The 23,046-nt window shown below is 72.2% G+C and carries 21 protein-coding genes and 1 pseudogene; 11 read left to right on the top strand and 11 right to left on the bottom strand.

All coding sequences use genetic code 11. From position 1 onward, the window contains the following. Window positions 1-6: 6 nt before the first annotated feature. The 4 genes from nrfD to FSW04_RS27115 all read right to left on the bottom strand — a co-directional run bounded on the left by nrfD (window position 7) and on the right by FSW04_RS27115 (window position 5,572). Window positions 7-999 carry an NrfD/PsrC family molybdoenzyme membrane anchor subunit gene (nrfD, locus tag FSW04_RS12405; RefSeq protein WP_146919667.1) on the bottom strand — a complete coding sequence of 331 codons (993 nt, stop codon included), beginning with the start codon at window positions 997-999 and terminating at the stop codon, window positions 7-9. Continuing rightward, window positions 921-1,766 (bottom strand): 4Fe-4S dicluster domain-containing protein, encoded by an 846-nt coding sequence (locus FSW04_RS12410; RefSeq protein WP_146919669.1) that lies wholly within the window; start codon window positions 1,764-1,766, stop codon window positions 921-923. Before FSW04_RS12410 ends, nrfD begins: the two co-directional genes overlap by 79 nt. Then, the gene (gene fdh / locus FSW04_RS12415) at window positions 1,763-5,014 is read right to left on the bottom strand and encodes a formate dehydrogenase (RefSeq protein ID WP_146919671.1); all 3,252 of its coding nucleotides are present in this window, start codon (window positions 5,012-5,014) and stop codon (window positions 1,763-1,765) included. Before fdh ends, FSW04_RS12410 begins: the two co-directional genes overlap by 4 nt. 165 nt (window positions 5,015-5,179) lie before the next feature. Beyond that, a complete protein-coding gene (locus FSW04_RS27115) occupies window positions 5,180-5,572 on the bottom strand; it encodes a hypothetical protein (protein ID WP_146919673.1) in 393 nt (130 codons plus the stop codon). Here FSW04_RS27115 and FSW04_RS25965 point away from each other — a divergent pair. From FSW04_RS25965 to FSW04_RS12450, 6 genes are all read left to right on the top strand, one after another. Beyond that, window positions 5,487-6,017 (top strand): choice-of-anchor L domain-containing protein, encoded by a 531-nt coding sequence (locus FSW04_RS25965; RefSeq protein ID WP_267128333.1) that lies wholly within the window; start codon window positions 5,487-5,489, stop codon window positions 6,015-6,017. The two genes, FSW04_RS27115 and FSW04_RS25965, sit on opposite strands and share 86 nt — an antisense overlap. Before the next feature lie 60 nt (window positions 6,018-6,077). After that, the gene (gene gnd / locus FSW04_RS12430) at window positions 6,078-7,094 is read left to right on the top strand and encodes a phosphogluconate dehydrogenase (NAD(+)-dependent, decarboxylating) (protein ID WP_187369463.1); all 1,017 of its coding nucleotides are present in this window, start codon (window positions 6,078-6,080) and stop codon (window positions 7,092-7,094) included. Window positions 7,095-7,096: 2 nt separating this feature from the next. Continuing rightward, window positions 7,097-7,294: a hypothetical protein gene (locus FSW04_RS12435; protein ID WP_146919679.1), complete on the top strand. Its 198-nt coding sequence runs from the start codon at window positions 7,097-7,099 to the stop codon at window positions 7,292-7,294. 207 nt (window positions 7,295-7,501) lie between these two features. Continuing rightward, on the top strand, window positions 7,502-8,053 hold the full coding sequence (locus FSW04_RS12440) for a cysteine hydrolase family protein (RefSeq protein ID WP_228431196.1): 552 nt from the start codon (window positions 7,502-7,504) through the stop codon (window positions 8,051-8,053). 192 nt (window positions 8,054-8,245) lie between these two features. After that, window positions 8,246-8,617 carry a hypothetical protein gene (locus FSW04_RS12445; protein WP_187369464.1) on the top strand — a complete coding sequence of 124 codons (372 nt, stop codon included), beginning with the start codon at window positions 8,246-8,248 and terminating at the stop codon, window positions 8,615-8,617. Window positions 8,618-8,821: 204 nt separating this feature from the next. Continuing rightward, entirely contained in the window at window positions 8,822-9,049 is a 228-nt protein-coding gene (locus FSW04_RS12450; RefSeq protein WP_146919682.1) for a hypothetical protein, read from the top strand. A gap of 11 nt (window positions 9,050-9,060) precedes the next feature. Here FSW04_RS12450 and FSW04_RS28480 read toward each other — a convergent pair. Further along, window positions 9,061-10,385 (bottom strand): annotated as a pseudogene (locus FSW04_RS28480) (phosphoribosyltransferase family protein). A 348-nt stretch (window positions 10,386-10,733) separates the two neighbouring features. Here FSW04_RS28480 and prs point away from each other — a divergent pair. From prs to FSW04_RS27850, 4 genes are all read left to right on the top strand, one after another. Continuing rightward, window positions 10,734-11,669: a ribose-phosphate diphosphokinase gene (gene prs / locus FSW04_RS12460; RefSeq protein WP_146919683.1), complete on the top strand. Its 936-nt coding sequence runs from the start codon at window positions 10,734-10,736 to the stop codon at window positions 11,667-11,669. A gap of 241 nt (window positions 11,670-11,910) precedes the next feature. Continuing rightward, window positions 11,911-13,035: a fructose-1,6-bisphosphate aldolase/phosphatase gene (gene fbp, locus FSW04_RS12465; protein ID WP_146923704.1), complete on the top strand. Its 1,125-nt coding sequence runs from the start codon at window positions 11,911-11,913 to the stop codon at window positions 13,033-13,035. 37 nt (window positions 13,036-13,072) lie between these two features. Then, the gene (locus tag FSW04_RS27845; protein WP_267128221.1) at window positions 13,073-13,348 is read left to right on the top strand and encodes a DUF2267 domain-containing protein; all 276 of its coding nucleotides are present in this window, start codon (window positions 13,073-13,075) and stop codon (window positions 13,346-13,348) included. Beyond that, entirely contained in the window at window positions 13,278-13,535 is a 258-nt protein-coding gene (locus FSW04_RS27850; protein WP_267128335.1) for a DUF2267 domain-containing protein, read from the top strand. The genes FSW04_RS27845 and FSW04_RS27850 overlap by 71 nt, the downstream gene beginning before the upstream one ends. A gap of 65 nt (window positions 13,536-13,600) precedes the next feature. On the opposite strand, the gene FSW04_RS12475 is transcribed toward FSW04_RS27850, so the two are convergent. Genes FSW04_RS12475 through FSW04_RS12485 form a run of 3 tightly spaced genes read right to left on the bottom strand, consistent with a single transcriptional unit; the run spans window position 13,601 to window position 19,319 of the window. Then, window positions 13,601-14,353: a universal stress protein gene (locus FSW04_RS12475; RefSeq protein ID WP_146919685.1), complete on the bottom strand. Its 753-nt coding sequence runs from the start codon at window positions 14,351-14,353 to the stop codon at window positions 13,601-13,603. Then, window positions 14,350-17,067: a glycosyl hydrolase family 65 protein gene (locus FSW04_RS12480; protein WP_146919687.1), complete on the bottom strand. Its 2,718-nt coding sequence runs from the start codon at window positions 17,065-17,067 to the stop codon at window positions 14,350-14,352. Before FSW04_RS12480 ends, FSW04_RS12475 begins: the two co-directional genes overlap by 4 nt. Next, window positions 17,064-19,319 (bottom strand): amylo-alpha-1,6-glucosidase, encoded by a 2,256-nt coding sequence (locus FSW04_RS12485; protein WP_187368716.1) that lies wholly within the window; start codon window positions 19,317-19,319, stop codon window positions 17,064-17,066. The genes FSW04_RS12480 and FSW04_RS12485 overlap by 4 nt, the downstream gene beginning before the upstream one ends. Window positions 19,320-19,503: 184 nt before the next feature. On the opposite strand from FSW04_RS12485, the gene FSW04_RS12490 reads away from it, so the two are divergent. Further along, on the top strand, window positions 19,504-20,583 hold the full coding sequence (locus FSW04_RS12490) for a glycosyltransferase family 4 protein (RefSeq protein WP_187368717.1): 1,080 nt from the start codon (window positions 19,504-19,506) through the stop codon (window positions 20,581-20,583). A 173-nt stretch (window positions 20,584-20,756) separates the two neighbouring features. On the opposite strand, the gene FSW04_RS12495 is transcribed toward FSW04_RS12490, so the two are convergent. The 3 genes from FSW04_RS12495 to FSW04_RS12505 are packed head-to-tail and all read right to left on the bottom strand — an operon-like array spanning window position 20,757 to window position 22,714. Continuing rightward, complete coding sequence (locus FSW04_RS12495) at window positions 20,757-21,506, bottom strand: ABC transporter permease (RefSeq protein WP_187368718.1); 750 nt, start codon at window positions 21,504-21,506, stop codon at window positions 20,757-20,759. Window positions 21,507-21,531: 25 nt separating this feature from the next. After that, a complete protein-coding gene (locus tag FSW04_RS12500; RefSeq protein WP_146919696.1) occupies window positions 21,532-22,515 on the bottom strand; it encodes an ABC transporter ATP-binding protein in 984 nt (327 codons plus the stop codon). A gap of 4 nt (window positions 22,516-22,519) precedes the next feature. Continuing rightward, a complete protein-coding gene (locus tag FSW04_RS12505) occupies window positions 22,520-22,714 on the bottom strand; it encodes a hypothetical protein (RefSeq protein WP_146919698.1) in 195 nt (64 codons plus the stop codon). Between the last annotated feature and the right edge of the window lie 332 nt (window positions 22,715-23,046).

Consider the following 23,046-nt stretch of genomic DNA (forward strand, 5'->3'; position numbering starts at 1 on the left):
CGCGGGTCAGGCCGCCGGCGTCGCGGAGGCACGTCGCTCTCGTTGCGGCGCGACGACGTACTTGGGGTCACGCGCCGAGGCGACACCCGCGGCGAAGATGCCGAAGCGCGTGCAGGCCGAGGCGGCCAGCAGCGCGGCCCCGGCGACCATCGAGGCGGGGCGGGTGCGGCGGCCCGCGGTGGCGCCGAGCACGGCGCCGGCCGCCGTCATCACCTTGGCTGCCTTGATCAACGTGCCCGCGCGACCGGTGTCATAGGTGTCGGCGACCAGGCCGAGCCTGGACGTGAGCCGGTGCGACGCGGCGAGCTCGCCGACAGCACCGGCCACCGCGAGGGTGCGCGCCGGACCGGCCTGGTCGCAGGGAACGGCGACCAGCGCGAGCCCTGCCGCGGCGCTTGCGGCCGAGGCGACGAAGACGAAGGGCATCTCGCGGTACCCCTCGTGCCACGCGGGGATCGCGGTGTTGCACATCAGCACCGAGGTGTAGGACGCGACGACGGGGCCGAGGGCGGCCGCGCCGGCGGCCGCCGCGCGCCCCGCGGGACGCGCGATGCCGGTCAGGTCGCTGGCGGCCGCGATGCCGGCGGCCGGTGCGTAGGCGCCGAGCACCCAGACGCCGACGCTCATCGGCGAGGTCGGCTTGAAGACGCGCAACATGTTCAGGAACCGGGCGGGACGGCCGAGATCGTGCACCAGCGCGACCAACGACAGCGAGATCGCGCCCAGCGCGCCGACCTTGCTCGCGCGGGCGAGCGCCGGCCGGTCCGTGAGCTCGGCGCCCGCCGCCAGCAGCGAGGACGCGCCCGCCATGCCGCCGAGGAAGAAGTAGCCGGCGATGTCGGTGGCCGCCCAGACGGGCTCGTTGAGGATCGGGCGACCGTAGTAGGAGATGAACTCCGGCTCGCGCCGTCGGCGCGGGCTCACCGGGACCGCCCTCCGAGGAACGACGCGCCGACCACGAGGACCAGCGCGCCCGCCGCCGCGCCCGCGTGGCGCCACATCGAGGCCAGGTCGCGCGTCGTCACCACCGGGTCCGGCGGCAACCCGTACACCTCGGGCTCGTCCAACAGCAGGAAGAACGCGCCGTCGCCGCCGACACCGTCCTCCGGATCATGGCCGTAAAGCTGCGCCTCCTCCACGCCGGCGGCGTGCAGCGCCTCGACCCGCTCGCCCGCCCGGGCGCGCAGCGTCTCGAGCTCGCCGAACTGGATCGAGTCCGTCGGGCACGCCTTCGCACACGCCGGCTCCTGACCGACCTCGAGACGGTCGTAGCAGAGCGTGCACTTGTGGGCCCCGCCGTCGGACTCGCGAATGGCGACAACGCCGTAGGGGCACGCCGGGACGCAGTAGCCGCAGCCGTTGCAGACGTCGTCCTGCACCACGACCGTCCCGAACTCGGTCCGGAACAGGGCACCGGTGGGGCAGACGTCGAGGCACGCGGCATGGGTGCAGTGCTTGCACACGTCGCTGGCCATCAGCCAGCGGAAGTCCTTGCCGTCCTCGGCGACGGCCGGCTGCTCGATGAAGGCGACGTGGCGCCAGCTGTCGGCGCTGAGGCCCTGGGTGTTGTCGAAGGACATCCCGGTCCACTCCAGGCCGTCCTCCGGGACCTCGTTCCACTCCTTGCACGCCACCTCGCACGCCTTGCAGCCGATGCAGATCGAGGTGTCGGTGAAGAACCCCATTCGCGGCGGCGGGTCGACGTAGCCGGTGTCGCGCGCCGGGTCCGCGCCATCGTGGTGGACGGGGAGCGTGAAGTCGCTCATGGCCGGGATCCGGTCTGGTCGTCGATCCCGGCGCGCCTGATGTAGTCGTCGACGAGTTCGCGGCGCTCGGCGCCACGCGGCCGACGGCCCGGGCGGATGTCGGCGGTGAGCGCCTTGTCCTCCTGGATGTGCACGTTGGGGTCCAGGGAGATCGCGGTCAGCTCGTTCATCGCGTCACCTCGGGAATAGCCGTTGGGACCCCAGTGCCACGGCATCCCGATCGTGTGGATGGTCCGGGCCGGGGGCCCGCCGATCTCCAGTGGCCGCATCCGTTGGGTGACGAGCACGCGGGCCTCGACGGCCCCACGGGCCGTGATGACCGTCGCCCAGTCGCCGTGGACGAGGTCGCGTTCACCGGCGAGCTCGGGCGAGACCTCGCAGAACATCTCGGGCTGCAGCTCGGCGAGATACGGGGTCCAGCGGCTCATGCCGCCGGCGGTGAAGTGCTCGGTCAGGCGGTAGGTGGTGATGATGTAGGGGAAGACGCCGGCGCCCGGCTCGTCGCCGCTGGGGTGGTAGCGGTTGCCCTTGCGCGGATAGGTCTTGCGCACGGGGTTGCGTTGCTGGCCGTAGAGCGGGTTCTGCACCGGTGAGTCCTGCGCCTCGTAATGCGCGGGCAACGGCCCGTCGGTCAGCCCCGCGGGCACGTACAGCCAGCCACGGCCGTCGGCCTGCATGATGAACGGCTCGTCGCCGGCGATCGCGGCCGGCCCGACCGCGTCCTCGGCCGGCCGGTAGTCGGGGCGCTTGTCGGCCTCGAAGTCCGGGACGTCGGGACCGGTCCACGTCCCCTCCTCCTCGTCCCACCGCAGCAGCGCCTTGCGCGCGCTCCACGGCGCGCCGTCGGGGTCGGCCGAGGCGCGGTTGTAGAGGATCCGGCGGTTCGCGGGCCACGCCCAGCCCCACTCCGGGGCGATCCAGTCCTGCTCGCCGACCGGCTTGCGGCGCGCCGCCTGGTTGACGCCGTCGGCGTAGACGCCGGCGTAGATCCAGCAGCCGCAGCTCGTCGAGCCGTCGTTTGCGAGCTGGGTGTAGCTGGAGATGGGCCGGCCGTCGCCGTCGTAGCCGTTGATCTCGGCCAGGATCGCCTCGGCGCTCGGCTCTGCGAGGGGGCCATGGGTCGGGTAGTCCCAGGTCAACGCGAGCACGGGCTCATCGATCGGGTCGTTGGATCCGGCCAGCTTCTCGCGAATGCGCCGACCCAAGTGGTACATGAACCACAGATCGCTGCGGGCATCGCCGGCGGGCTCGACTGCGGCGTGGTGCCACTGCAGCAGACGCTGGGTATTGGTGAACGTCCCGCTCTTCTCGGTGTGCGAGGCGGCGGGGAGGAAGAAGACCTCGGTGGCGTTGTCCTCGGTGCGCAACTCACCGGATTCGACCTCGGGACCGTCCTTCCACCACGTCGCGCTCTCGATCAGCGAGAAGTCGCGGACGACCAGCCAGTCGAGGTTGGCCATGCCCTGGCGTTGCAGCCGCACGTTGGCCGAGCCGACGGCCGGGTTCTCCCCGAGCAGCATGTACCCCTTACAGCGGCCCTCGAGCTGCTCGATCACCGTGTCGTAGGTGCTGTGCCCGCCCGTCAGTCTCGGTAGGAGACCGAAGCAGAAGTCGTTGTCCCTGGTCGCCGCGTCGCCGAACCACGCCTTGAGCAGGCTGACGGTGTAGGACCCCATGTTGCCCCAGAAGCCTTTGCGCGCCTCGTCAGCCTGGACGTAGGTGTCGAGGTCCTCGTGCTCGTGAGCGTGGGGCATCGGAAGGTAGCCCGGCAGCAGGTCATAGAGCGTCGGGATGTCGCTGGAGCCCTGGATGCTTGCGTGACCGCGCATCGCCATGATCCCGCCGCCCGGCCGCCCGATGTTGCCCAGCAGCAGTTGCAGGATCGAGGCGGCACGGATGTACTGGACGCCGGCGGTGTGCTGCGTCCAACCGACCGCGTAGACGAACGCGGTGGTCCTGTCGCGGCCCGAGTTGTCGCATACCGCGTCGCAGACCCTGCGGAACAGGGGTTGTGGCACGCCGCAGGTCCGCTCCACCATCTCCGGCGTGTAGCGCGCGTAGTGGCGTTTGAGGATCTGCCAGACGCATCGCGGATCCTGGAGCGTCGGATCGGTCTTGGGATCGGGGACGTCGTGGCCGCCCGAGCCGTGGGACTCGCCGTGGCCCGACGACGTGACCGACTCGCGCCGCTGCGACGCGGCGGGATCGCTGTCACGCTCGCCTGAGGCCGCCTGCACCAGTGCGCCGTCGTACTGCCAGCTGGTGTAGTCGTAGGAGTGGGTCTCCGGCTGGAATCCGGAGAACAGGCCGTCGAGGTCCTCGGTGTCCTGGAAATCCTCGTCGATGATCGCCGCGGCGTTGGTGTAGGCCTCGACGTACTCGCGGAAGTGGCGCCCCTCGGTGAGGACGTGATTGATGATGCCGCCCAGGAACGCGATGTCGGTGCCGGCTCGCGTCGGGACGTGGAAATCGGCGAGTGCGGTGGTGCGGCTGAAGCGCGGGTCGACGTGGATGATCGTCGCGCCGCGCGCCTTGGCCTCGGTCACCCACTGGAAGGCGACCGGGTGGGCCTCGGCCATGTTCGAGCCCTGGATGACGATGCAGTCGGAGTTGGTCAGGTCGCGCGGGAAGGTTGTGGCGCCCCCGCGACCGAAGGAGGTCCCGAGCGCTGCGACGGTCGAGGAGTGGCAGACCCGTGCCTGGTTCTCGACCTGGATGACCCCCAGCGCGGTCATGAGCTTCTTGATGAGGTAGTTCTCCTCGTTGTCGAGGGTCGCGCCGCCCAGCGTCGCCAAGCCCATCGTCCGGCGCACGTCCTTGCCCTCCACCGTCCACTGCCAGCCCTCCCTACGAGCGGAGAGGACGCGGTCGGCGATCATGTCCATCGCGGTGTCGAGGTCCAGGGCCTCCCAATCGGTGCCGTGGGGCCTGCGGTACAGGACGTGGTGCTCGCGCGCGGCGCCGGTCGTCAGCTGCAGCGAGGCCGAGCCCTTGGGGCAGAGCCGGCCGCGGCTGACGGGGGAGTCCGGGTCGCCCTCGATCTGGACGACCTTGTCGTCCTTGACGTAGACGTCCTGGCCGCAGCCGACGGCGCAGTAGGGGCAGATCGACTTCACGACGCGGTCGGCGGTCGTGGTGCGGGGCTGCAGTCGCGACGTCGCTGCGGACTTCGCCGCGGCGCCTCGCGCCGTGCGATCACGCCCCAGGGCCTGGCGGAGGACGGGCCAACCCCTCACCGGACCGGTCATGACGCTGGGTGCGCCTTGGCGGGAGACCTGCGGACGGTCGTCATGTGGACCACGGCCTACCCGGGCCTCGTAGGCGCGACGCCCGGAGGGTGCCCATCGTCATCCGGATGACGACCCCGGCCCATGGCGTCGCGCTTGGGGGATCCCGACGCCACTTCATCGTTCTCAGGGAGGCGGCGGCATCATGGACAGGACCCTCACTACGCGGCGCTCGGCGGCGGCCGCCGGGGCGGGCGTGCTGCTCGCAGCGGCCCTTGCGGTACCGGCGTCGGCGAAGATCACCGGGTACCCGGTCGACCCGTCGGCGACCCCGGTGGCCAAGGCCATGGCACGCGATCCCTCCTTGGTCCGCCGGGCGGTCTTCTCGGCGCTGCCGCCGAGCGCGGAGCCCGCGGCCGTGTCGACCACCCGATTGGCCGGCTTCCCGACGAACGGAAGCAGCTTCGCGATCCTCAGCACCGGCAACGCAGGCCTGGCTGACCATCCCAACAATGCTCCCGACAGCGGGTCGCAGTCTCGCGGGCCGTCGATCCGCGGCGCACGGGACGTGGTCATCATGCGCGTCGACCTCCGGGTCCCGGCGGGCGCCAACTGCCTGAGCTTCGACTTCCGCTTCCTGTCGGAGGAGTACCCCGAGTTCGTGGGCGACGCCTTCAACGACGCGTTCATCGCCGAGCTCGGGCACTCCACGTGGACCGCCGCGACCAAGCAGGACCCGACGATCAAGGCTCCCGACAACTTCGCGGTCGACGGGACCGGTTCCCCGATCCGCATCAACAAGGTCGGCGCCACCAGCATGCGCTCCGCCTACGCCAAGGGCACGACGTACGACGGCGCCACCCGCCGGCTGCGCGCCTCGACGCGAATCAGGCCGGGCAACCGCCGGCTGTACCTGTCGATCTTCGACCAGGGCGATCGGATCTATGACTCCGCCGTGTTCCTGGACAACCTGCGCACCAGCCACGCCAAGGCCTGCTCCACCGGCGTGCGTGCGGCCAGCTGACCGGGCACGGTCGGCCCGAGCCTGCCCGGAGGCAGGGCGCGAATGACGACAGATGCATCCATGCAGCTGGGCATGATCGGGCTGGGACGGATGGGTTCCAGCCTGGTGAAGAGGCTGGTGGCCGACGGGCACCGCTGTGTCGTCTACGACGTCGACGCCGAAGCGGTTGCGCGGAGCGTGGGCCAGGACGTGGTCGGGGCCTCGACGCTCCAGGAGCTGGTGGGCGGGCTCGAGCGGCCGCGTGTGCTCTGGATCATGGTCCCTGCGGGCCTCGTGCAGTCCACCGTCGACGAGCTCGCCGAGCTGCTCGACGCGGGCGACATCGTCGTCGACGGTGGCAACTCCTACTACCGCGATGACATCGCGCGCGCGGCGCAGCTGGCGGAGAAGGGCATCCACCACGTCGACTGCGGCACCAGCGGAGGCGTGTGGGGCGTGGATCGCGGCTTCTGCCTGATGATCGGCGGCGAGCCCGGTCCGGTCGCGCACCTCAACCCGCTCTTTCGCACGATCGCCCCGGGCGAGGCCAGCGCCCACCCGACGCCGGGCCGCACGGGGTCGGCCGGCACGGCGCCGCAGGGGTACCTGCACTGCGGTCCCAGCGGGGCGGGACACTTTGTCAAGATGGTGCACAACGGCATCGAGTACGGGATGATGGCCGCGATCGCCGAGGGCCTGAACATCATCGCGCATGCCGGCATGGGCCGGCACGTCCCGGCGGCGTCCGACGCCGAGACGACGCCGCTGCGCGATCCCGCGGCCTACCAGTACGACATCGACGTCGGCGAGGTCGCCGAGGTGTGGCGGCGAGGCTCGGTCATCGGATCGTGGTTGATGGACCTGACCGCCGACGCGCTGGCGCGCGCTCCGGCGCTGGACGGGTTCGCCGGGCACGTGTCGGACTCGGGAGAGGGACGCTGGACCGTGATGGCCGCGGTCGAGACGGGCGTCCCGGCCGCGGTCATCACGTCCGCGGTCTACGAGCGGTTCGCGTCTCGCGGCGAGGGCGACTTCGCCGACAAGGTCCTCTCGGCGATGCGTTCGGAGTTCGGCGGGCACGCGGAGAAGGCGGACTAGGGATGCTGATCGCCGGCGTGGACGTCGGAGGCACGAACATCGAGGTCGGGCTCGTCGGTGACGGGCACCGGGTCGTCGCCCGCGCCAGGCGCGACACGCCCCGCGGCCTCAAGGTCGGGTCGCCTCGCGCACGCCGTCGCCGTGCTCGCGGCCGGGGCGTCGCGCTGTCGGTCGCCGCCAACGCGCTCCTCGGAGCCTGACCACGGCCGGCCCGACGTCGACGGCGGGGCGTCGCCCTTCTCGCGCCTGCCGGGTCCGTGGCTGGACGTCACCAGCACGCGCGTGGTTGCACCGGCGCGCGCCTGGGAGACCTCGGTCGGGACCATGCTCTCCTCACACAGGCCCAAGACGACGTACGAGATGCGCAAGGACAGAGAGAACGGAGGCGTGCGCGCGGTGTTCGCGCCGTGAGTGGCAAGGCGGCGCTCGTGGTCGTCGACATGCTCAACCGCTACGACCACGAGGACGCTGAGCCGTTGCGCGACTCGGTCCGCGCGGTCCTGCCGACGATGGCCGAGCTCATCGAGCAGACGCGCGCAGCCGGCGCATCGCTGGTGTACGTCAACGACAACCACGGGGATTGGACCGTCGGGCGGGAGGCGATGGTCGACTGGGCTCTGGGCGGCGAGGACCCTGCCCTGGTCGAACCGATCGCACCGCAGCGCGACGTGCCGTTCCTGGTCAAGGCTCGCCACTCGGCGTTCTATGCCACCCAGCTGGACTACCTGTTGCGTCAGGCGGAGGTGGAGCGCGTCGTGCTCGTCGGCCAGGTCACCGAGCAGTGCATCCTGTACTCGGCACTGGACGCCTACGTGCGTCACTTCGAGCTCGTGGTGCCCCGTGACGCCGTCGCCCACATCGACGAGCAGCTCGCGGCGGCAGCGCTGCGCATGATGGAACGCAACATGCGCGCCGACGTCGTGGACGCCGGCGCTGCGCTCCAGGTGCTGACCGGCTGATCGACGTGCAGGTCCCTGCGCGCACGAGCATCCGGCCACCTCCGGGGTTTCTACCGAGGTCGTGTACGGCGTCAACACCGATGGCATCGCCGGCACCCTGGCCTACCGTCGGGCGAAGCGGTGGTCGCGACGCCGACCCATCCGCGAAACGCAGGTCGAACGGGACGGCATGTCCCGAAGGAGGCAGACCCGATGCCCGAGACCACAGCCCAGCGCAGCGCGGCAGCCCGCAAGGGCGCCGAGACCCGCAAGCGCCACGAGGCCGAGACCAAGGATCGCGAGCGGGCGAGCGCAGCGGTCGACCGGACCTCCGAGCTCTCGGCCGAGGTGCTCAAGTCCCTCGAGGCCGGGCAGCGGGCCGCCATCGAGGCGGTGCGCAAGTTCATCGACACCGTCGACGAGGCGCTGCCGGCCATCGGCGAGCGTCCGTCCCGCCGCCAGCGGATCATCGACGGCGCCATGGAGATGGCCGACCGGCTGGTCCATACCCAGTACGCGTTCCTCCGCGACGTCGTCCAGGACGCCGGGAAGGCGTTGAGCAGAGAGGACGACGAGAAGACGTAGGGCGCGGCTCGGCGCCGGTCCGCCGAACAGCCCGGGGTGCGCACCCGCCGAGGCCGCATCCTGGTCTCCAGGCGTCCGGCAGAGCGATCACGTCTGCCGGCTCCTCAGTACTTCGCACGGATCCACGCGGGGGAAGGCGCCGGGTGCGTGCGACGTGCCGCGCGCCTAGCGTGGACGGTTCCACCATCCACGAAGGAGATCGACATGTCCACCACGTCGACCCCGGACAGCGGCACCAAGGACAGGACGTATGACGTGATCGCGGTGACGCACCTCTGCCTGGAGCATGTCTGGCGCCTGGATCGGTACGCGGCCGACGCCGAGCGCGACGGCGACGCCGAGCTCGCCGATCTGTTTCGCCGGATGCAGGACCACAGCCGACGCGGGGCCGAGGAGTGCAAGGCCATGTTGACCCAGCGGCTGACCGGCTGACCTACGGGCGGTCACGCGGGTCTCGGGTCGGTCACGGCCCCGGCGACCGGCGGGGCCGCGCCGGCGAAGTGGCGGGTGAACCAGTCGCCGGCGAGGCGGCCGACGGCGTCCAAGGTGCCCGGTTCTTCGAACAGGTGCGTGGCGCCGGGAACAATGGCGAGGTCATTGGGGCAGCGCAGCTGCCGGCGTGCCTCGCTGTTGAGTTGCAGCACCTGCCGGTCGTCGCCGCCGACGATCAGCAGCGTCGGGGCGGTGACGTCGGCCAGTCGCGCGCCGGCGAGGTCCGGGCGACCTCCGCGGGACACGATGGCGCTGACCAGCGGGCCGGCGTCCGCCGCTGCCACCAGCGCGGCGGCAGCTCCCGTGCTTGCTCCGAAGTACCCGAGCGCCGGCGCGTGGGTGTCGGGCTGCTCGCGCAGCCAGCGCGTCGCGGCCAGCAGGCGCTCGGCCAACAGCGCGATGTCGAACACGTTGTGACGGTCGGTCTCCTCGTCGGGCGTGAGGAGATCGAAGAGCAGCGTGGCGATGCCGGCGCGGGTCAGGGCGGCCGCCACGGCGCGGTTGCGCGGGCTCCGGCGGCTGGAGCCCGAGCCGTGCGCAAAGGCGACGACCCCCGCGGAGCGTGGGGGAGCGTGAGGTCGCCGGGCAGCAGGAGGTGGAGGCCGGCGTCGACGGCGACCTCGCGCTCGACGGGGCGCGTCGAGGGTCGATGCGCGTCGAGCAAGGCGGTGACTTCCTGGTCGGAGGTCGGCCGGAAGTCGTGGTACCAGAGTCCGACGGCCCACAGGTCGGCGGGGGCCTGCACGCACACGGTGTCGTCGACGCAGTCGAGGAGCCCGCGCAACGAGCTCGGCGCGGCGACGGGCACCGCGAGGACGATGCGAGCGGCCCCGCGGGCACGCAGCGAGAGCGCGGCGGCACGAGCGCTTCGGCCGGTCGCCAAGCCGTCGTCGACGAGCAGCACGGTGCGTCCCCGCACGTCGAGCGGCGGAGTGTCGCCGCGGTAGCGCGCCAGGCGCGCGTCGAGCTCCCGCTGCTCACGGTCGATGACCGCCTGGAGCTCGGCGGCGCCGATCCCAGTTGCCCGGACGGCGGCGTCATCGAGGACGCGGATGCCGCCTTCGGCCAGCGCGCCGACGGCGTACTCGGGCTGGTGGGGCGCGCCGATCTTCCGCACCAGGACGACGTCCATCGGTGCCCGGAGCGCATCGGCGACCTCGGCGGCGACGGGTACGCCACCACGCGCCATGCCGACCACGACGGGGTGCTCGTCGCGGAAGGCGGCGAGCAGCGGTGCGAGGCGTCGGCCGGCATCATGGCGGTCGGCGAAGCGCAGGCCGTCACCAGGGGGATCGATCGTCAACTCCTGCAGCGAGTTGACGGCGCCGGTACGGGCGGGATGTGGGCGTTGCATGAGATTCCGTCTCCTTGTGTCCTCGGCGCGTGGCGAACGACGCCGAGCCATGTCCACGGCGGTGCAACCGCGCCGGGGGCTCCTTCCCGGAAGAGGTGAGGCGGCGAGCCTAGGTTCTCCGGTCGCCGGCGACATCCGGAAAGAGCCGCGGGTGAGCTTGCGCCAATCCCGCAGCCCGCGGCCCGCCGTGCGGCCGCGGGCTTCTCCGGCCCTCGGCCGCAGTGTTCTACGCATGAAGCCGGACGACCGGCGCCGTAGCGTGCCGGCACGATGACGACGCCGGAGGCAGGCACGAGCCGCGGGCCGAAATCGCCGTCCGAGCGTTCGGCACCGCTCGTGCTCGTCCTTCCGGGACAGCATCGATTCGTCGCCGGCCTCGAGGGCACCGAGGTGGAGTCCCTGCGCGCACCGGGCCGATTCGCCAACGGCGAGCTGGTCGCGGAGGTTCCCGACCACGTCCACGGGCGATCGTGCATCGTCGTGGCGACCGTCGCGCCACCGCCCGGCGCGATCGAGCGGCTGACCGTGGTCACCCAGGCCCTGCGCCGGGCCGGTGCCGCGGATGTCGCCGCCCTCGTGCCGTACCTCGCCTATGCACGGCAGGATCGAGCCGACACGGCGCAGAGCCTCGGCCTCGCCTGGCTGGGGAGCCTGCTGCACGCAGGCGGGATCGACCGCATCGCCTGCGTCGACGTGCACGGTCGCAGCGCTCCCGAGCTGCTCGGGATGCCCGTCGCCTCGATCGCCCCGGCTCCCGTCCTCGCCGCCGCCCTGCCGCCGCAGTGGCGCACGGACGTGACGTTCGTGGCGCCCGACGAAGGGGCCGTGGACCGCTGCCTGGCCCTCACGCTCGCCGTCGGCGCGTCCGAGCCGATCGTCTGGCTGCGCAAGCGACGCACGCGATCGGGCGTCCAGCATGCCGGGCTCGTCGGCACGCCCGGCCCCCGCGCGGTGATCGTCGACGACATCCTGGACACGGGCGGCACGCTCGTCTCGTGCTGTCGCGAGCTGCAGCGCGCGGGAGTCCAGCAGATCGGGGTCGCCGTCACGCATGGGCTGTTCACGGGTGAGGGCTGGCGGGAGCTGTTCGACCTCGGCGTCACACGGATGTGGATCACCGACACGGTGCTGAGCCGGAGGCGCCCGGAGCAGGCTGCCGTCGTACCGGTGGCACCGCTGCTCGGGCCGTGGCTGCAGGGCCGTTGACGCCCAGGGAACGCGCACGACCGCGCACGACCGCGCGTGGCATCCGGCAATCTCCACAGGCGGTCGGAGAGATGTACGGACGGCCATGGGCAGCTGACCCCGATGGCGTGCGTCAGGGCCGGGCGTAGCGTCGGGCTTCCCGATCGACGACCAGGAGGTCCGGCCTCATGTCCAGCGAGATGACCAAGCGCCCGGGGAACGAGGATCGAGATCACCCCGAAGGTCGGGTGTGCAGGTGAGCATCGTCACGATCAGCGCGATCAAGGCCGACGTCGGAGGCTTCGTCGGCCACGGCGCGGTGCATCCGCGCCTGATCGGCGAGGCCGAGCGCCGGATCGGTGAGGCGATCGCGCAGGGGCTCCTGCTCGACGGCAGGGTCAGCTCGTGTGGCGACGACGTCAACATGGTCATGACGCACCATCACGGCGTCGACGCCGACGTGGTCCATCACTTCGCGTGGGACGCCTTCGTGGCGATGACGGCGATCGCCAAGGAGCTGCATCTCTACGGTGCGGGCCAGGATCTGCTGGCCGAAGCCTTCTCTGGCAACGTCCGTGGGGCGGGGCCGGGCGTGGCCGAGATGGAGATCGCAGAGCGGGTCTCCGAGCCCTTCGTCGTCTTCGCCGCCGACAAGTGCGCGCCGGGGGCGTGGAACCTGCCCCTGTACAAGATGTTCTGCGACCCGTTCAACACGGCGGGGCTGGTCATCGACAGCAAGATGCACGCCGGGTTCGTGATCGAGGTCCACGACCTGATCGACCGGCGGCGGGCGCTCTTCCACTGTCCGGAGCAGATGTATGACCTGCTCGTCTACATCGGCACGCCGGGCCGCTTCGTGGTCAAGCACGTGTTTCGTCGCGACGACCCCGACCAGCCGGTGGCCTCGAGCTCGACGTCACGGCTGTCGCTGATCGCCGGGCGATACGTGGGCAAGGACGACCCCATCATGATCGTGCGCGCCCAGAACGGGCTGCCGGCGGTGGGGGAGGTGCTGGAGCCGTTCGCGGCCCCGTACTACGTGGCCGGGTGGATGCGCGGTTCACACAACGGGCCGCTGATGCCGTGCGGGCTCCAGGATGCGACGCCTGCACGCTTCGACGGTCCGCCGCGCGTGGTCGGCATGGGCTTCCAGTTGGCGGACGGCTGCCTGGTCGGGCCGCGCGACATGCTCGGCGACGTCTCGTTCGACCGCGCCCGCGGCATCGCGCTGGAGATGGCCGATCACATGCGACGCACGGGCCCGTTCGAGCCGAGCCGGCTGCCGGCGCAGGACATGGAGTACACGACGATGCCGGCGGTGGCCCGCGCCATGGAAGGCCGCTGGGAGCCCATCCCGGACACCGCGCCGATCGTCGCGACCCCCTGATCGACGAGGGATCCGGACAACCATCAAGGAGCAGACGATGTCCCACGACGACATCACCATCATCGCCCGCAGCGTCGAGTCCACCAACGTCTGGCTCAAGGAGCTGGCCGGAGAGCTGGGCGTCGAGGACCGCAACGACGCCTACGCCGCCCTCCGCGGGGTGCTCCACGCGCTGCGCGACCACCTCACGGTCGACGAGACGACCCCAACTGGGGGCGCAACTGCCCACGCTGGTCCGCGGCATCTACTACGAGGGCTGGAACCCAGGGGCCAGGTCGTCCGCCGGCCGGGGCGTGCCAGGGTTCCTGCGTGAGGTCGAGCGCGCCGCGCCGAACCTCGGAAGCACCCAGGCGGCGTTCGCGGTGACCGCGGTGACGCGCGTCCTGCAGCGCCACATCTCCCAGGGGGAGATCGACGATGTCATGGCCATCCTCCCGGCGGCGCTGCGCGAGCTCCTCGCGCACGCGCAGGACGAGGTGCGCCCGGCCACGAGTGGCTGAGTACCGCCTGGCCCCGGTCCGGGCCGCCGACCATGGGCCGGCTCGCACGTGACGGCGGGACGTCCTCACGACGCAGCCACCGGAACCAGGACGACCGGCAGCTCGCCGTCGGCCACCGCGTTGCGCACGACCGCGGCGCGGCCTGGGGCGAGCGTCTGGCTCCAGGCGAGGGCGACGATGTCGGCGTCGAGTTGCCTGGCGGCATCGAGCAGACGCTCGGGTGGGTCGCCGGCGCGGAGGTGGATCTCCGCATCGCCGTCCACGACGTTGCGTGCACGGAACTCCTGGATGTAGGCCTCGCACCAGTGGTGGGGCTGATCGATGAACGGTGGCGCCGTGCGCGGGTCCAGGACGTGCACGACGACGATCGTCAGGCCTGCGTCCTGCGCGGCCCGCATCAGGGGCCGCAGCGCCTCGGCAGCGGCCGCCGAGCCGTCGAGCGCGACGAGGATCCGTTGCATTCGGTGCGAGGGGCGTCCGGCCGGAGGAACGACCACCAGGGGACGCTCGAGCGATGTCATAAGCTCCTGGGTGACGTGGCCCGCCGGGTGCCGGCCCTCGGGCAGGCCACGCGCCCCGACGACGAGTGCCGCGATGTCGGGCTCGTGTGCGGCGCGGCGAAGTTCCTGGGCTGCGAGGCCGTCCGCTGTTCGCAGCGGGGTGCGGTGATCTCGCAGGAGGTGGCTGATGGTCGCCGGCAGCCCGTCGCCGACGTGGATCGCCTCCAGGTCGGCATGCAGCAGAGCCGCGATCCGACCGGCGATGTCCAGGACGGAGGGGCTGATCGTGCTGCCGTCGACGGCAGCCATGACCTTCATGCCGGTCGCCCCTGGGGTTCGGGTACGACGAGGCGGGTCCCGGCCGAGCCGACGTGTTCGCGGTGGCCGGTGGGCGCCAGCAGGACGTCGATGGGGCCGGCGGGCGCCACGGTGACGCCGGCGGGGTCGATCCGGATCCGCACGGGTGTCCCCCTGTACCGCACGCCGACGTCGAGCGATCCCCAGGACGCCGGGAGTGGCCGGGGATCGATGATCAGCGCATCTGCTCCCGGCGACAGACCGGCGAAGCCCCAGCTCAGCGTGCGCCAGACCGTGCCCATCGCGGCGAGGTGGACGCCACCGGCGGTCGTGGCACCGACGTCGTCCAGATCGATGCGCGCCGCCACGCAGAGCCATTGCAGTGCCTCTTCCGGCCGGCACGCGCGCGCCAGCAACGCGGCATGGACGCCGGGAGAGAGCGTGCTGCCGTGTGCCGTGCGCGGCTCGTAGTACTCCAGGTTCGGGACGAGCGAGCCGGCGGCGACCTCGCCGGGCACGAGGTAGTGCAGCATCAGGACGTCGGCCTGCTTGATGACCTGCGACCGGGCCACACGCTCGGCGCCCAGAAGCAGGGGCGCGGAGACCGGGCGCCGGTCGGCCAGCTGGGCGATGATCAGCGGCTCCAGCTCGGAGAACCCGGCGAACTGCTCGTAGATGCCCGAGGCCGGGTCGTATCCGTCGACGAGGGCGTCGGCGAGCCTCTGCCAGTGGGCGGCCTCGCGCTCCCAGCCGTGGATGGAGTCGTCGACGACGCGTGCCGCAGCCCGCAGATTCCAGCGCGCCATGACGTTGGTGTAGGCGTTGTCGTCGACGTCCTCGTGGTACTCGTCGGGGCCGATGACGCCGTGGATGTGCGAACGGGCGCCCTCGACCGCGATGCGCGACGCCCAGAAGCGTGCGGTGTGCAGCAGGAGGTCCCGGCCGGGACCGTGGGCGAACGTCGTGTCGCCCGTCCAGGCTGCGTAGGACGACGCGGCCCACGCGATGTCGGCGTCGATGTGATCCTCGAGGTCGCCGGTCCGGATCGGCACGACCTCTCCCGACGGCAGGGTGGCGGCCGTTGGGGTGACCTCGCGGCCGTCCTCGGCGGATTCCCACGGAAAGCAGGCCCCGGCGCGCCCACGGACCTTCGCCTCCTGGAGGGCGCCGGGAAGCCGCGCCACACGGTATTGGAGCATCGCGCGAGCGGAGGGCGGGTTGGTGGCGGCGTGGAACGGCAACATGTAGGAGTCGCTGTCCCAGAAGACATGGCCGCGGTACGCATCGCCGGTCAGCCCGCGGGCGCCGACCGGCCCCTCGCCGTCGGCCGGCGTCGAGGCGACGAGGTGGTAGATCGCGAGCCGGACGGCAAGCTGGAGCTCGTCGTCGCCGTCGATCCGTGCATCGCAGACCTCCCAGCGCGAGGCCCAGGCGCGGCGGTGATCGCGGAGCAGGCGCTCGTAGCCGTGTCGCGCGGCCGACCGGGCCCGCTCCTCGGCCCATGGCATGGAGGCGTCGCCGTGGGCCTGCCAGGTGTAGCCGGCGACGCGCTCGAGGCGTACACCGCCGTCGTCCTGCCGGCTGCGATCTTCGACCAGCGCCGCCGCGATCGATCCCGGGTCCTCGGCGACCCGCGCCGGACCGGCGATCGCCTCCTGGGTGTCGGCGTCAAGCAGACCCTGCTCGGCGCTGACCACGTCGGCCGGGGCGCGAGCGCGCAGCGCCATCGTGCCGGGCCGCGCCAACGAGGCGAACGCGGCCGCCTCGACCACTCCGGCGTCGGTCTCGACGGCCTGCCACAACGTCCCGGCATGGAGATCCAGACGCCGGCTCGCGCCGCGCGCCGCGGCGTTCGTGGCGATGATGTTCCACAACGGGGCGGCCAGCAGCTCGGTCTCGGGCCCATGACCGCGGTACACGCCGGCGACCAGGACGCGCGGAGCGCTCTCGGGCACGACGACCACGACGCTCCCGCGGGTCCCGGTGCGACCATCGCCGAGTGTCAGCAGCGCCTCTGCGGCGCGCTCGCTGCGAGGATCGATGGCGGGCACCGAGAACGCCCAGCCCGTCTCGTCGCCGACGCTGGGAGGGTCGCGGCGCCGGCGGCGCGTCAGCTGGTCGGCGAGGATCTCGGCAAACCGGACCGGACCTCCCGGCAGGCTCAGCACGCCGGCCGGCATCCCATCGGACGCTGCGCCCACCGACACGGCGGTCACGCCCGGGGCCGACACCAGCGCGTCGCGGCCGACCGAGCCGGACGCGGCCCCGCAGACGAGGATCTGCGAGGGCCCGATGCCCAACGACCAGAGTCCCTCCAGGATCCAGCGAGCCGCGTCCGCCGGGTCGTTCAGGCCGATCTCGACGCGCCTCGCCTCCGTCGCGAGGGGCGACGCCGGCGCCCCGGCGGTCTGGGCGGCCGCCGCGTTCTGCTCCGCTGCTCGGGCCGTCCGTCGAGGGAGGAGGCGGACGCCGTCGGCGTCGGCCGCGAAGACCTCCGCGCCGCGATTGACCGCCAGGCGCAGGGTGCCCGGTCCGGACGGCCTGGCGCCGAGTTGGGCGTCGACGTCGCCGATGTCCCTCGCGCTGGTGAGGACGAGGTTGAGGCCTTCGGCGCAGCAGGCCTCCATGAGGGCTCGCACCCGAGTCGCATCTGCGTGCCGGTCGGACACGGCGGTGCCGTCCCAGTCGAACACGACCGCCTCGAAGCGACGTCGCAGCGCGGCGGGGAGCGTCACGCGGACATCGTCACCCGTACGGCGCCGTGCTGCTCGAGCAGCGAGAAGCCCGTCACGCCGCCCTCGCTGCGAAACGACAGCGACACGCTGCCCTCGCCGATCCGCAATCCGTGGAGCTCCAGCCGTGCGACGTCGGGGGGAAGCAGGGGCTGGTCGACCATGAGCGCGCCCGACCGAGCATCGGCGCGCAGACCGAGCAGCGTCTTGAGCAGCAGGAACGGCGTGCACGCCGCCCACGCCTGCGGGATGCACGCGACGGGATAGGCGACGGGCACCTGGGCGTCGCGGCGCGAGAACCCGCAGAACAGCTCCGGCAGCCGCGCATCGCGAGCAAGGGCGCCGACATCGAGCATCGTACGGGCGATGCGAGCGGCCTGGGCGGCGTGGCCGTACCGCTTGAGCCCGGCGGCGGCGATGGCGTTGTCATGCGGCCACACCGACCCGTTGTGATAGCTCATCGGGTTGTACGCCGGCGAGTCGGCCGACAGCGTCCGCAGGCCCCATCCCGAGAACATGTCGGGTGCCATGAGCCGCTCCGCGACCAGCGCGGCCTTCTCGGGGTCGGCGATGCCGCAGTACAGCGCGTGCGCCTGGTTGGAGGCGATGCTCCGGACCTGGCGTTTGCGGCCGTCCAGCGCAAGGACGTAGCTGCCGGCCTCGGCGTCCCAGAATGCGGCATCGAAGCGCCGGCGCAGGTCGTCGGCGTCTCGGCGCAGGGCGGTTGCGCGCTCGCCGTCGCCGAACGCATCGTAGACCTCGGCGACCTCGGTCTTCGCCAGATAGACGTAGGCCTGGGCCTCGACCAGGGCGATCGGCCCCTCGGCCGGCGTGCCGTCGGCGTGCATGATCGAGTCGTGGCTGTCCTTCCAGCCCTGCTGGAGCAGGCCGCCGGCTGAGCGCCGCTCGTACTCGATGAACCCGTCGCCGTCGAGGTCTCCGAACTCGTCGATCCAGCGCAGCGCGGCGTCGAGCGCGGGACGCAGAGCGGTCAGCGTGCCCAGGTCGCCGGTCCACCGAAGGTAGCCCGCGGCGAGCACGAGGAACAGCGGCGTCGCGTCGACGGTCCCGTAATAGGGCCGGTGGGGGATGATGCCCGCTCGCGCGAGCTCACCGCATCGCAGCTCGTGCAGGATCTTCCCCGGCTCGGCATCTCGCCAGGGCTCGTCGGCCTCGGCCTGGAGGGCGGCCAGCACCAGCAGCGTCTCGCGCGCGACGTCAGGCTCCATCATCAACGCCATCAGCGAGGCCCAGATCGAGTCGCGTCCGAACGGAGCCACGTACCAGGGGATCCCGGCGGCCGGCAGGCGGCCGTGGGTGGTCGTGGTCAGCAGCGCGTGGAGGTCACGAAGGGAGGCGTCGATGAGGCGCGCCAGTCCGTCGTCGTCGGTCTCGATCCTGGTGCACGCGTCGTGCCAGACGCGGCTGGCGTGATCGACGGATGCGATGGCGTCTCCGAGCGATCGGTCTCCCGCGGCACGCTCGCCCGTCCAGGGCTCCACAGCCACGACGACCGACGCGGAGCCTCGGGGCGGGATCTCGAGGCGCCAGCGGGCGACGGCACCATCGCCGTCCGGCCGCACCTCCGACGCGGCCGGTTCGAGATGCACGCGCGTCTCACGGTGCCCGCCATCCTCGCCGACATAGGCGAACACGACCCGCGTCGAGTCGAGCTTGGTCGCGAGGACCCGACCCCGGGCGTCCCGCCGGGCGGCGGCGCGCACCTCGAACACGTCGGCGAAGTCCGCGCCCAGCTCCACGACGAGGTCGAGGGCGATCGGGCAGGGCCGGTAGCTCGTGATGGCCACCTCGCAATGGAGCCGGTCGCTGACGATCAGCCGGCGTCGGATGTTGACGGTCTCCTGGGGCACGCCGTCCAGCACGGGGTTCGTCGCGTCGATCACCGCGCCGTACCCCGACGTGACCGTCGAGGAGAGCATCACGGGCGCGGCGCCGGAGAGCCGCACACGCAGGCGGGAGAGAAACCGCGTGTCCTGCGTGTACAGGCCCTCGCCGCTGACACGGCCCGTCAGCACGTCGCCGTCGCGACGAGCACACAGGAACAGGTCATCGCACTTGAGGACCAGCAGGTCCTCCCGGGCCTCCGCCGGGACGTCGGGCGCCGGCTCCAGCGCGACCGGGCCCGCCCGGCCGAGGACCTCGAATTCCTCCCCGGTCGGGCTGACGTGCGCCGTGACCGGCTCTCCGGCGGGGCCGCCGGACCCATGCCGTTCGTGGTCCTGCGGCTCGGGCATCGGAACCCCACCGATCGTAGGCGACATGTCACGTGGCGCATCCGTAATTCGCCGGGCACTTGCGCGGGCGACTCCCCTGGCAACGGACCGCCGTGGCGGCCTAGCGTCCGGCGAGAGGCACCTCGCCCATGGATGTCCTGGCTCTCACCGCCCCCACACCGCCTCCCGCCCACTGCGGATCGCCATGCTCGCGCCGCCGTGGATCCCGGTTCCCGCTTCGGGCTACGGCGGCATCGAATCGGTCGTCCACCAGCTGACCGAGCAGCTCGCCGCCCGCGGTCACGGCGTGACCCTGTTCGCGGCGCCGGGGTCGCGGTCGTCGGCGACCGTCCGATCGCTGCTGGAGCACGCGTACCCGGACGCGATCGGCGAACCCCCGTACGAGGCTGATCACGTCGCCCTGGCGATGGCGGAGATCGACGACGCCAGGGCATCCGGAGCACCGTTCGACGTGGTCCACGATCACTCCGGCTTCACCGCGGTGGCGATGGCCGACCGGCTCGCCACGCCGATGGTCCACACCATCCACGGCCCGTTCGAGCCGCGACTCGGCGGCTTCTACGGTCGCCACGGCCACAAGGCGGTCCTCGTGGCGATCAGTCCTGCTCAGCGGCGCAGCGCCCCGGGTGACGTGTCGATCTCCGCAGTCGTGCCCAACCCGCTCGCCGTGGATGATTGGCCCCTGGTGCGTGACAAGGGCCGGCATCTGCTCTGGCTCGGTCGCATGCACGAGACCAAGGGCCCGCACCGCGCCATCGTCGCCGCGCGAATGGCCGATCGGACGCTCGTGCTCGCCGGTCCGGTCCAGACGGGTCAGGAGCGCTTCTTCGCCGAACAGGTCGAACCGCACATCGACGGATCCGGGGTGCACTACGTCGGCGAGGTCGGCGGCCTGGCCAAGCAACGTGTCCTGTCCGGCGCTGCCGCACTGCTGATGCCGATCCGCTGGGAGGAGCCGTTCGGGATGGTCATGGTCGAGGCACTGGCCTGCGGGACGCCCGTGATCGCGTTCCCCGAGGGCGCGGCCCGGAACATCGTGATCGACGGCATCAACGGCTTCCTCGTCGAGGACGAGCACGCGATGGCCGTCGCAGTCGGCCGGTTGGCCGAGATCGACCCGGCGGCGTGCCGCGCCAGCGTGCACCGTCGTTACGACGTCGACGGTGTCACCTCGGCCTACGAGCGCGTCTACCTGACGGCGCTTCGCCAGGCGGCTGCTCGCTCGGGCATGCGCGAGGCGCGGCGCGAGGCGCTCGCGCGGTGATCGTCGCCGTCAGCCTCGGCGCAAGCCTCTCGACCGCTCGTCGGGCGCATCGGGAACGCCCCGGATCCTTCCTGCGGCGTGTCCGCATCACCCCGATTCGCCGGTGCACGGACGCGGGTCCGCCGGCGCGCCCGGCCCATCGTCGAGCCATCCCGACCACGCTTGCGTGCCCGTCAGGCAGGGCGCCGCTGGAGCATGAAGGCCGTGATGCTCGCCGCGACGGCCCAGGCGACCAGCACGCCGAGGTCGCCCCAGCGCGGGGTGGCGTTGCCGGTCCGTGGGTTGAATGCCGTCTCGAGGGCGATGGCCAGGTGCCTGGGCGGGAAGGCCGACCCCAGGTCGCGCAGCCACGAGGGCCCGGTGTCCAGGGGCAGGAAGACGTCGGAGATGAACATCAACGGCAGCAGCGTGCCCCAGGCGACGGCCATCGCGCTCTGGCCCGAGCGGATGATGCCGGCGACCGCCAGGCCGAGCGCCGCAAAACACACGACGCCGACCACGACGGTCAGCGCTGCCGCCGGCATGGCGCTCCAGGGCACGGTGACGTCGTAGACGGCGACTGCCGCCGTGACGATCGCCACGGCGGCGAGCGCCGTCACGAGTCCCGTGGACGCCAGGCGCCCAGCGAAGTACAGGGACGGCGGCAGTGGGGTGCCGCGCATGCGCTTCATCACGCCGCGGTCGCGGGCGAGCGTCACGCCGGTGAGGACGTTGACGTAGCCGGCGACCATGACGGCGAAGGCGACCATGGCCGGTGCGAAGAACTGGCTGAAGTCGATACCGCCGCGCGAGGGCAGCGTCCGCCCACTGTTGAGCAGCGTCACCGCCAGGAGCACGACGACGGGCAGCGCCAGCGTCGAGAACGCCGCCATGGGGGAGCGCAGGAGCATCCGGTTCTGGTAGCCGACCTGAGCGGCGAACATCCGCCACCGCCGTGGCCGTCGCCGGTCAGGAGCCATGGAGGACCGCCTCCGGCTCCTCTGTCAGCTCGAGGTAGACGTCCTCCAGCGATGGCTCGACGACGCTCAGCCCGCGCAGCTCGAAGCCCTGCGCCAGCGCCCAGCCGGTCAGCCGGTGCAGCACGCGAGTGGGCTCGTCGGTGCAGAGGCCGATCGCCGCTTCCCCCTCGGCGCAGGCGCGGGCGCCGGGACGTAGGAGCATCGCGAGGTCCGGTGGGAGCGTGGCGCCGTCCGGGAGCTGGAAGGCGATCGTCGTCGGCCGCCCCCGTCCCGCGCGCAGCGCCGCGGGCGACCCCGTGGCCACGGCGCGACCGCGGGCCATCACGAGCACGCGATCGGCCAGCTGCTGGACCTCGTCCATGTAGTGGCTGGTCAGCACGATCGCGCGGCCCGCGCGCCGCAGGCCGGCGATCGTCCCCCAGGCGCGCCGGCGGGCGGCCGGGTCCAGCCCGGTGGTCGGCTCATCGAGGAACACGAGCTCTGGGTCGCCGACGAGCGCGAGCGCGAGGTCCAGCCGCCGCCGCTCCCCGCCCGACAGGTGGAGCACGCGGCGGTCGCGGCGGTCCTCGAGGTCGACCTCGCCCAGCAGCTCGGGGAGCGCGCGCGGCGTCGCGTAGCACGAGGCGTAGAGCTCGACGGTCTCGCGGACGGTGAGCTCGTCGTCCAGCCCCGCCGCCTGCAGCACGATCCCGATGCGCTCGCGCAGCGCGCGGCCGCCGCGCTCCGGGTCGGTGCCGAGCACCCGGACCGTGCCGGCGCTGCGGCGCCGGTAGCCCTCGAGGATCTCGATGGTCGTCGTCTTGCCCGCCCCGTTGGGGCCCAGCAGCGCGAAGATCTCCCCGCGCCGCACGCTGAAGCTCAGGCCGGCCACCGCCTCCACGTCGCCGTAGCGGCGGTGCAGGTCCTCGACGACGATGGCCGCCGCGGCCGGTGCGCCATCCCGCCGGTCGTGCACTGCCCGGCGCCGCAGCATGCGCTCAGCGCTGGGAGGCGAGGTGCACCACGGGGACGTCGAGCTCACGCCGAAGCGGCTCGAGCACGCCGCGCTCCTGCCAGGTCCCAGGATCACGCAGGGGACCGGCCACGATGACGTCGTCGGCGCCGACGTCGCGCCGCTCGTGGGCGACCGTCAGGCGGACGACCTCGGGCTCGGACCGGACGGGGGCGCGCATCGTGGCTCCCACCGTAGGCCCGCCCAGGCGCGGCGCCATCCGGACAAGTCACGGTCGTGGCCCTCGGCAACCCCGCGGAGGCGGGGCATCGGCCGCAGGGGAGGCGAGGTGGCGTTGATGGAGAGCTCCCCGAGCATCAGACCTCGGAGATCGCCGCGCGCCTTCAGGTCAGCACGGCCACGATCGAGGTGATCGCCGCCTACCTCGGCCCCGAGGACTGGGCGGGTGGGTCGTGGGCGCCCGGCGGCGGGCTCCGGTACGCGTGCGCCGGGCAGTACGTGCGAGGGCGATCGCGGCGATGCCATGCCGCTCGTGTCTGCGTGGTGTCCATC

The organism is Baekduia soli, assembly GCF_007970665.1.
GTDB classification, from domain to species: domain Bacteria; phylum Actinomycetota; class Thermoleophilia; order Solirubrobacterales; family Solirubrobacteraceae; genus Baekduia; species Baekduia soli.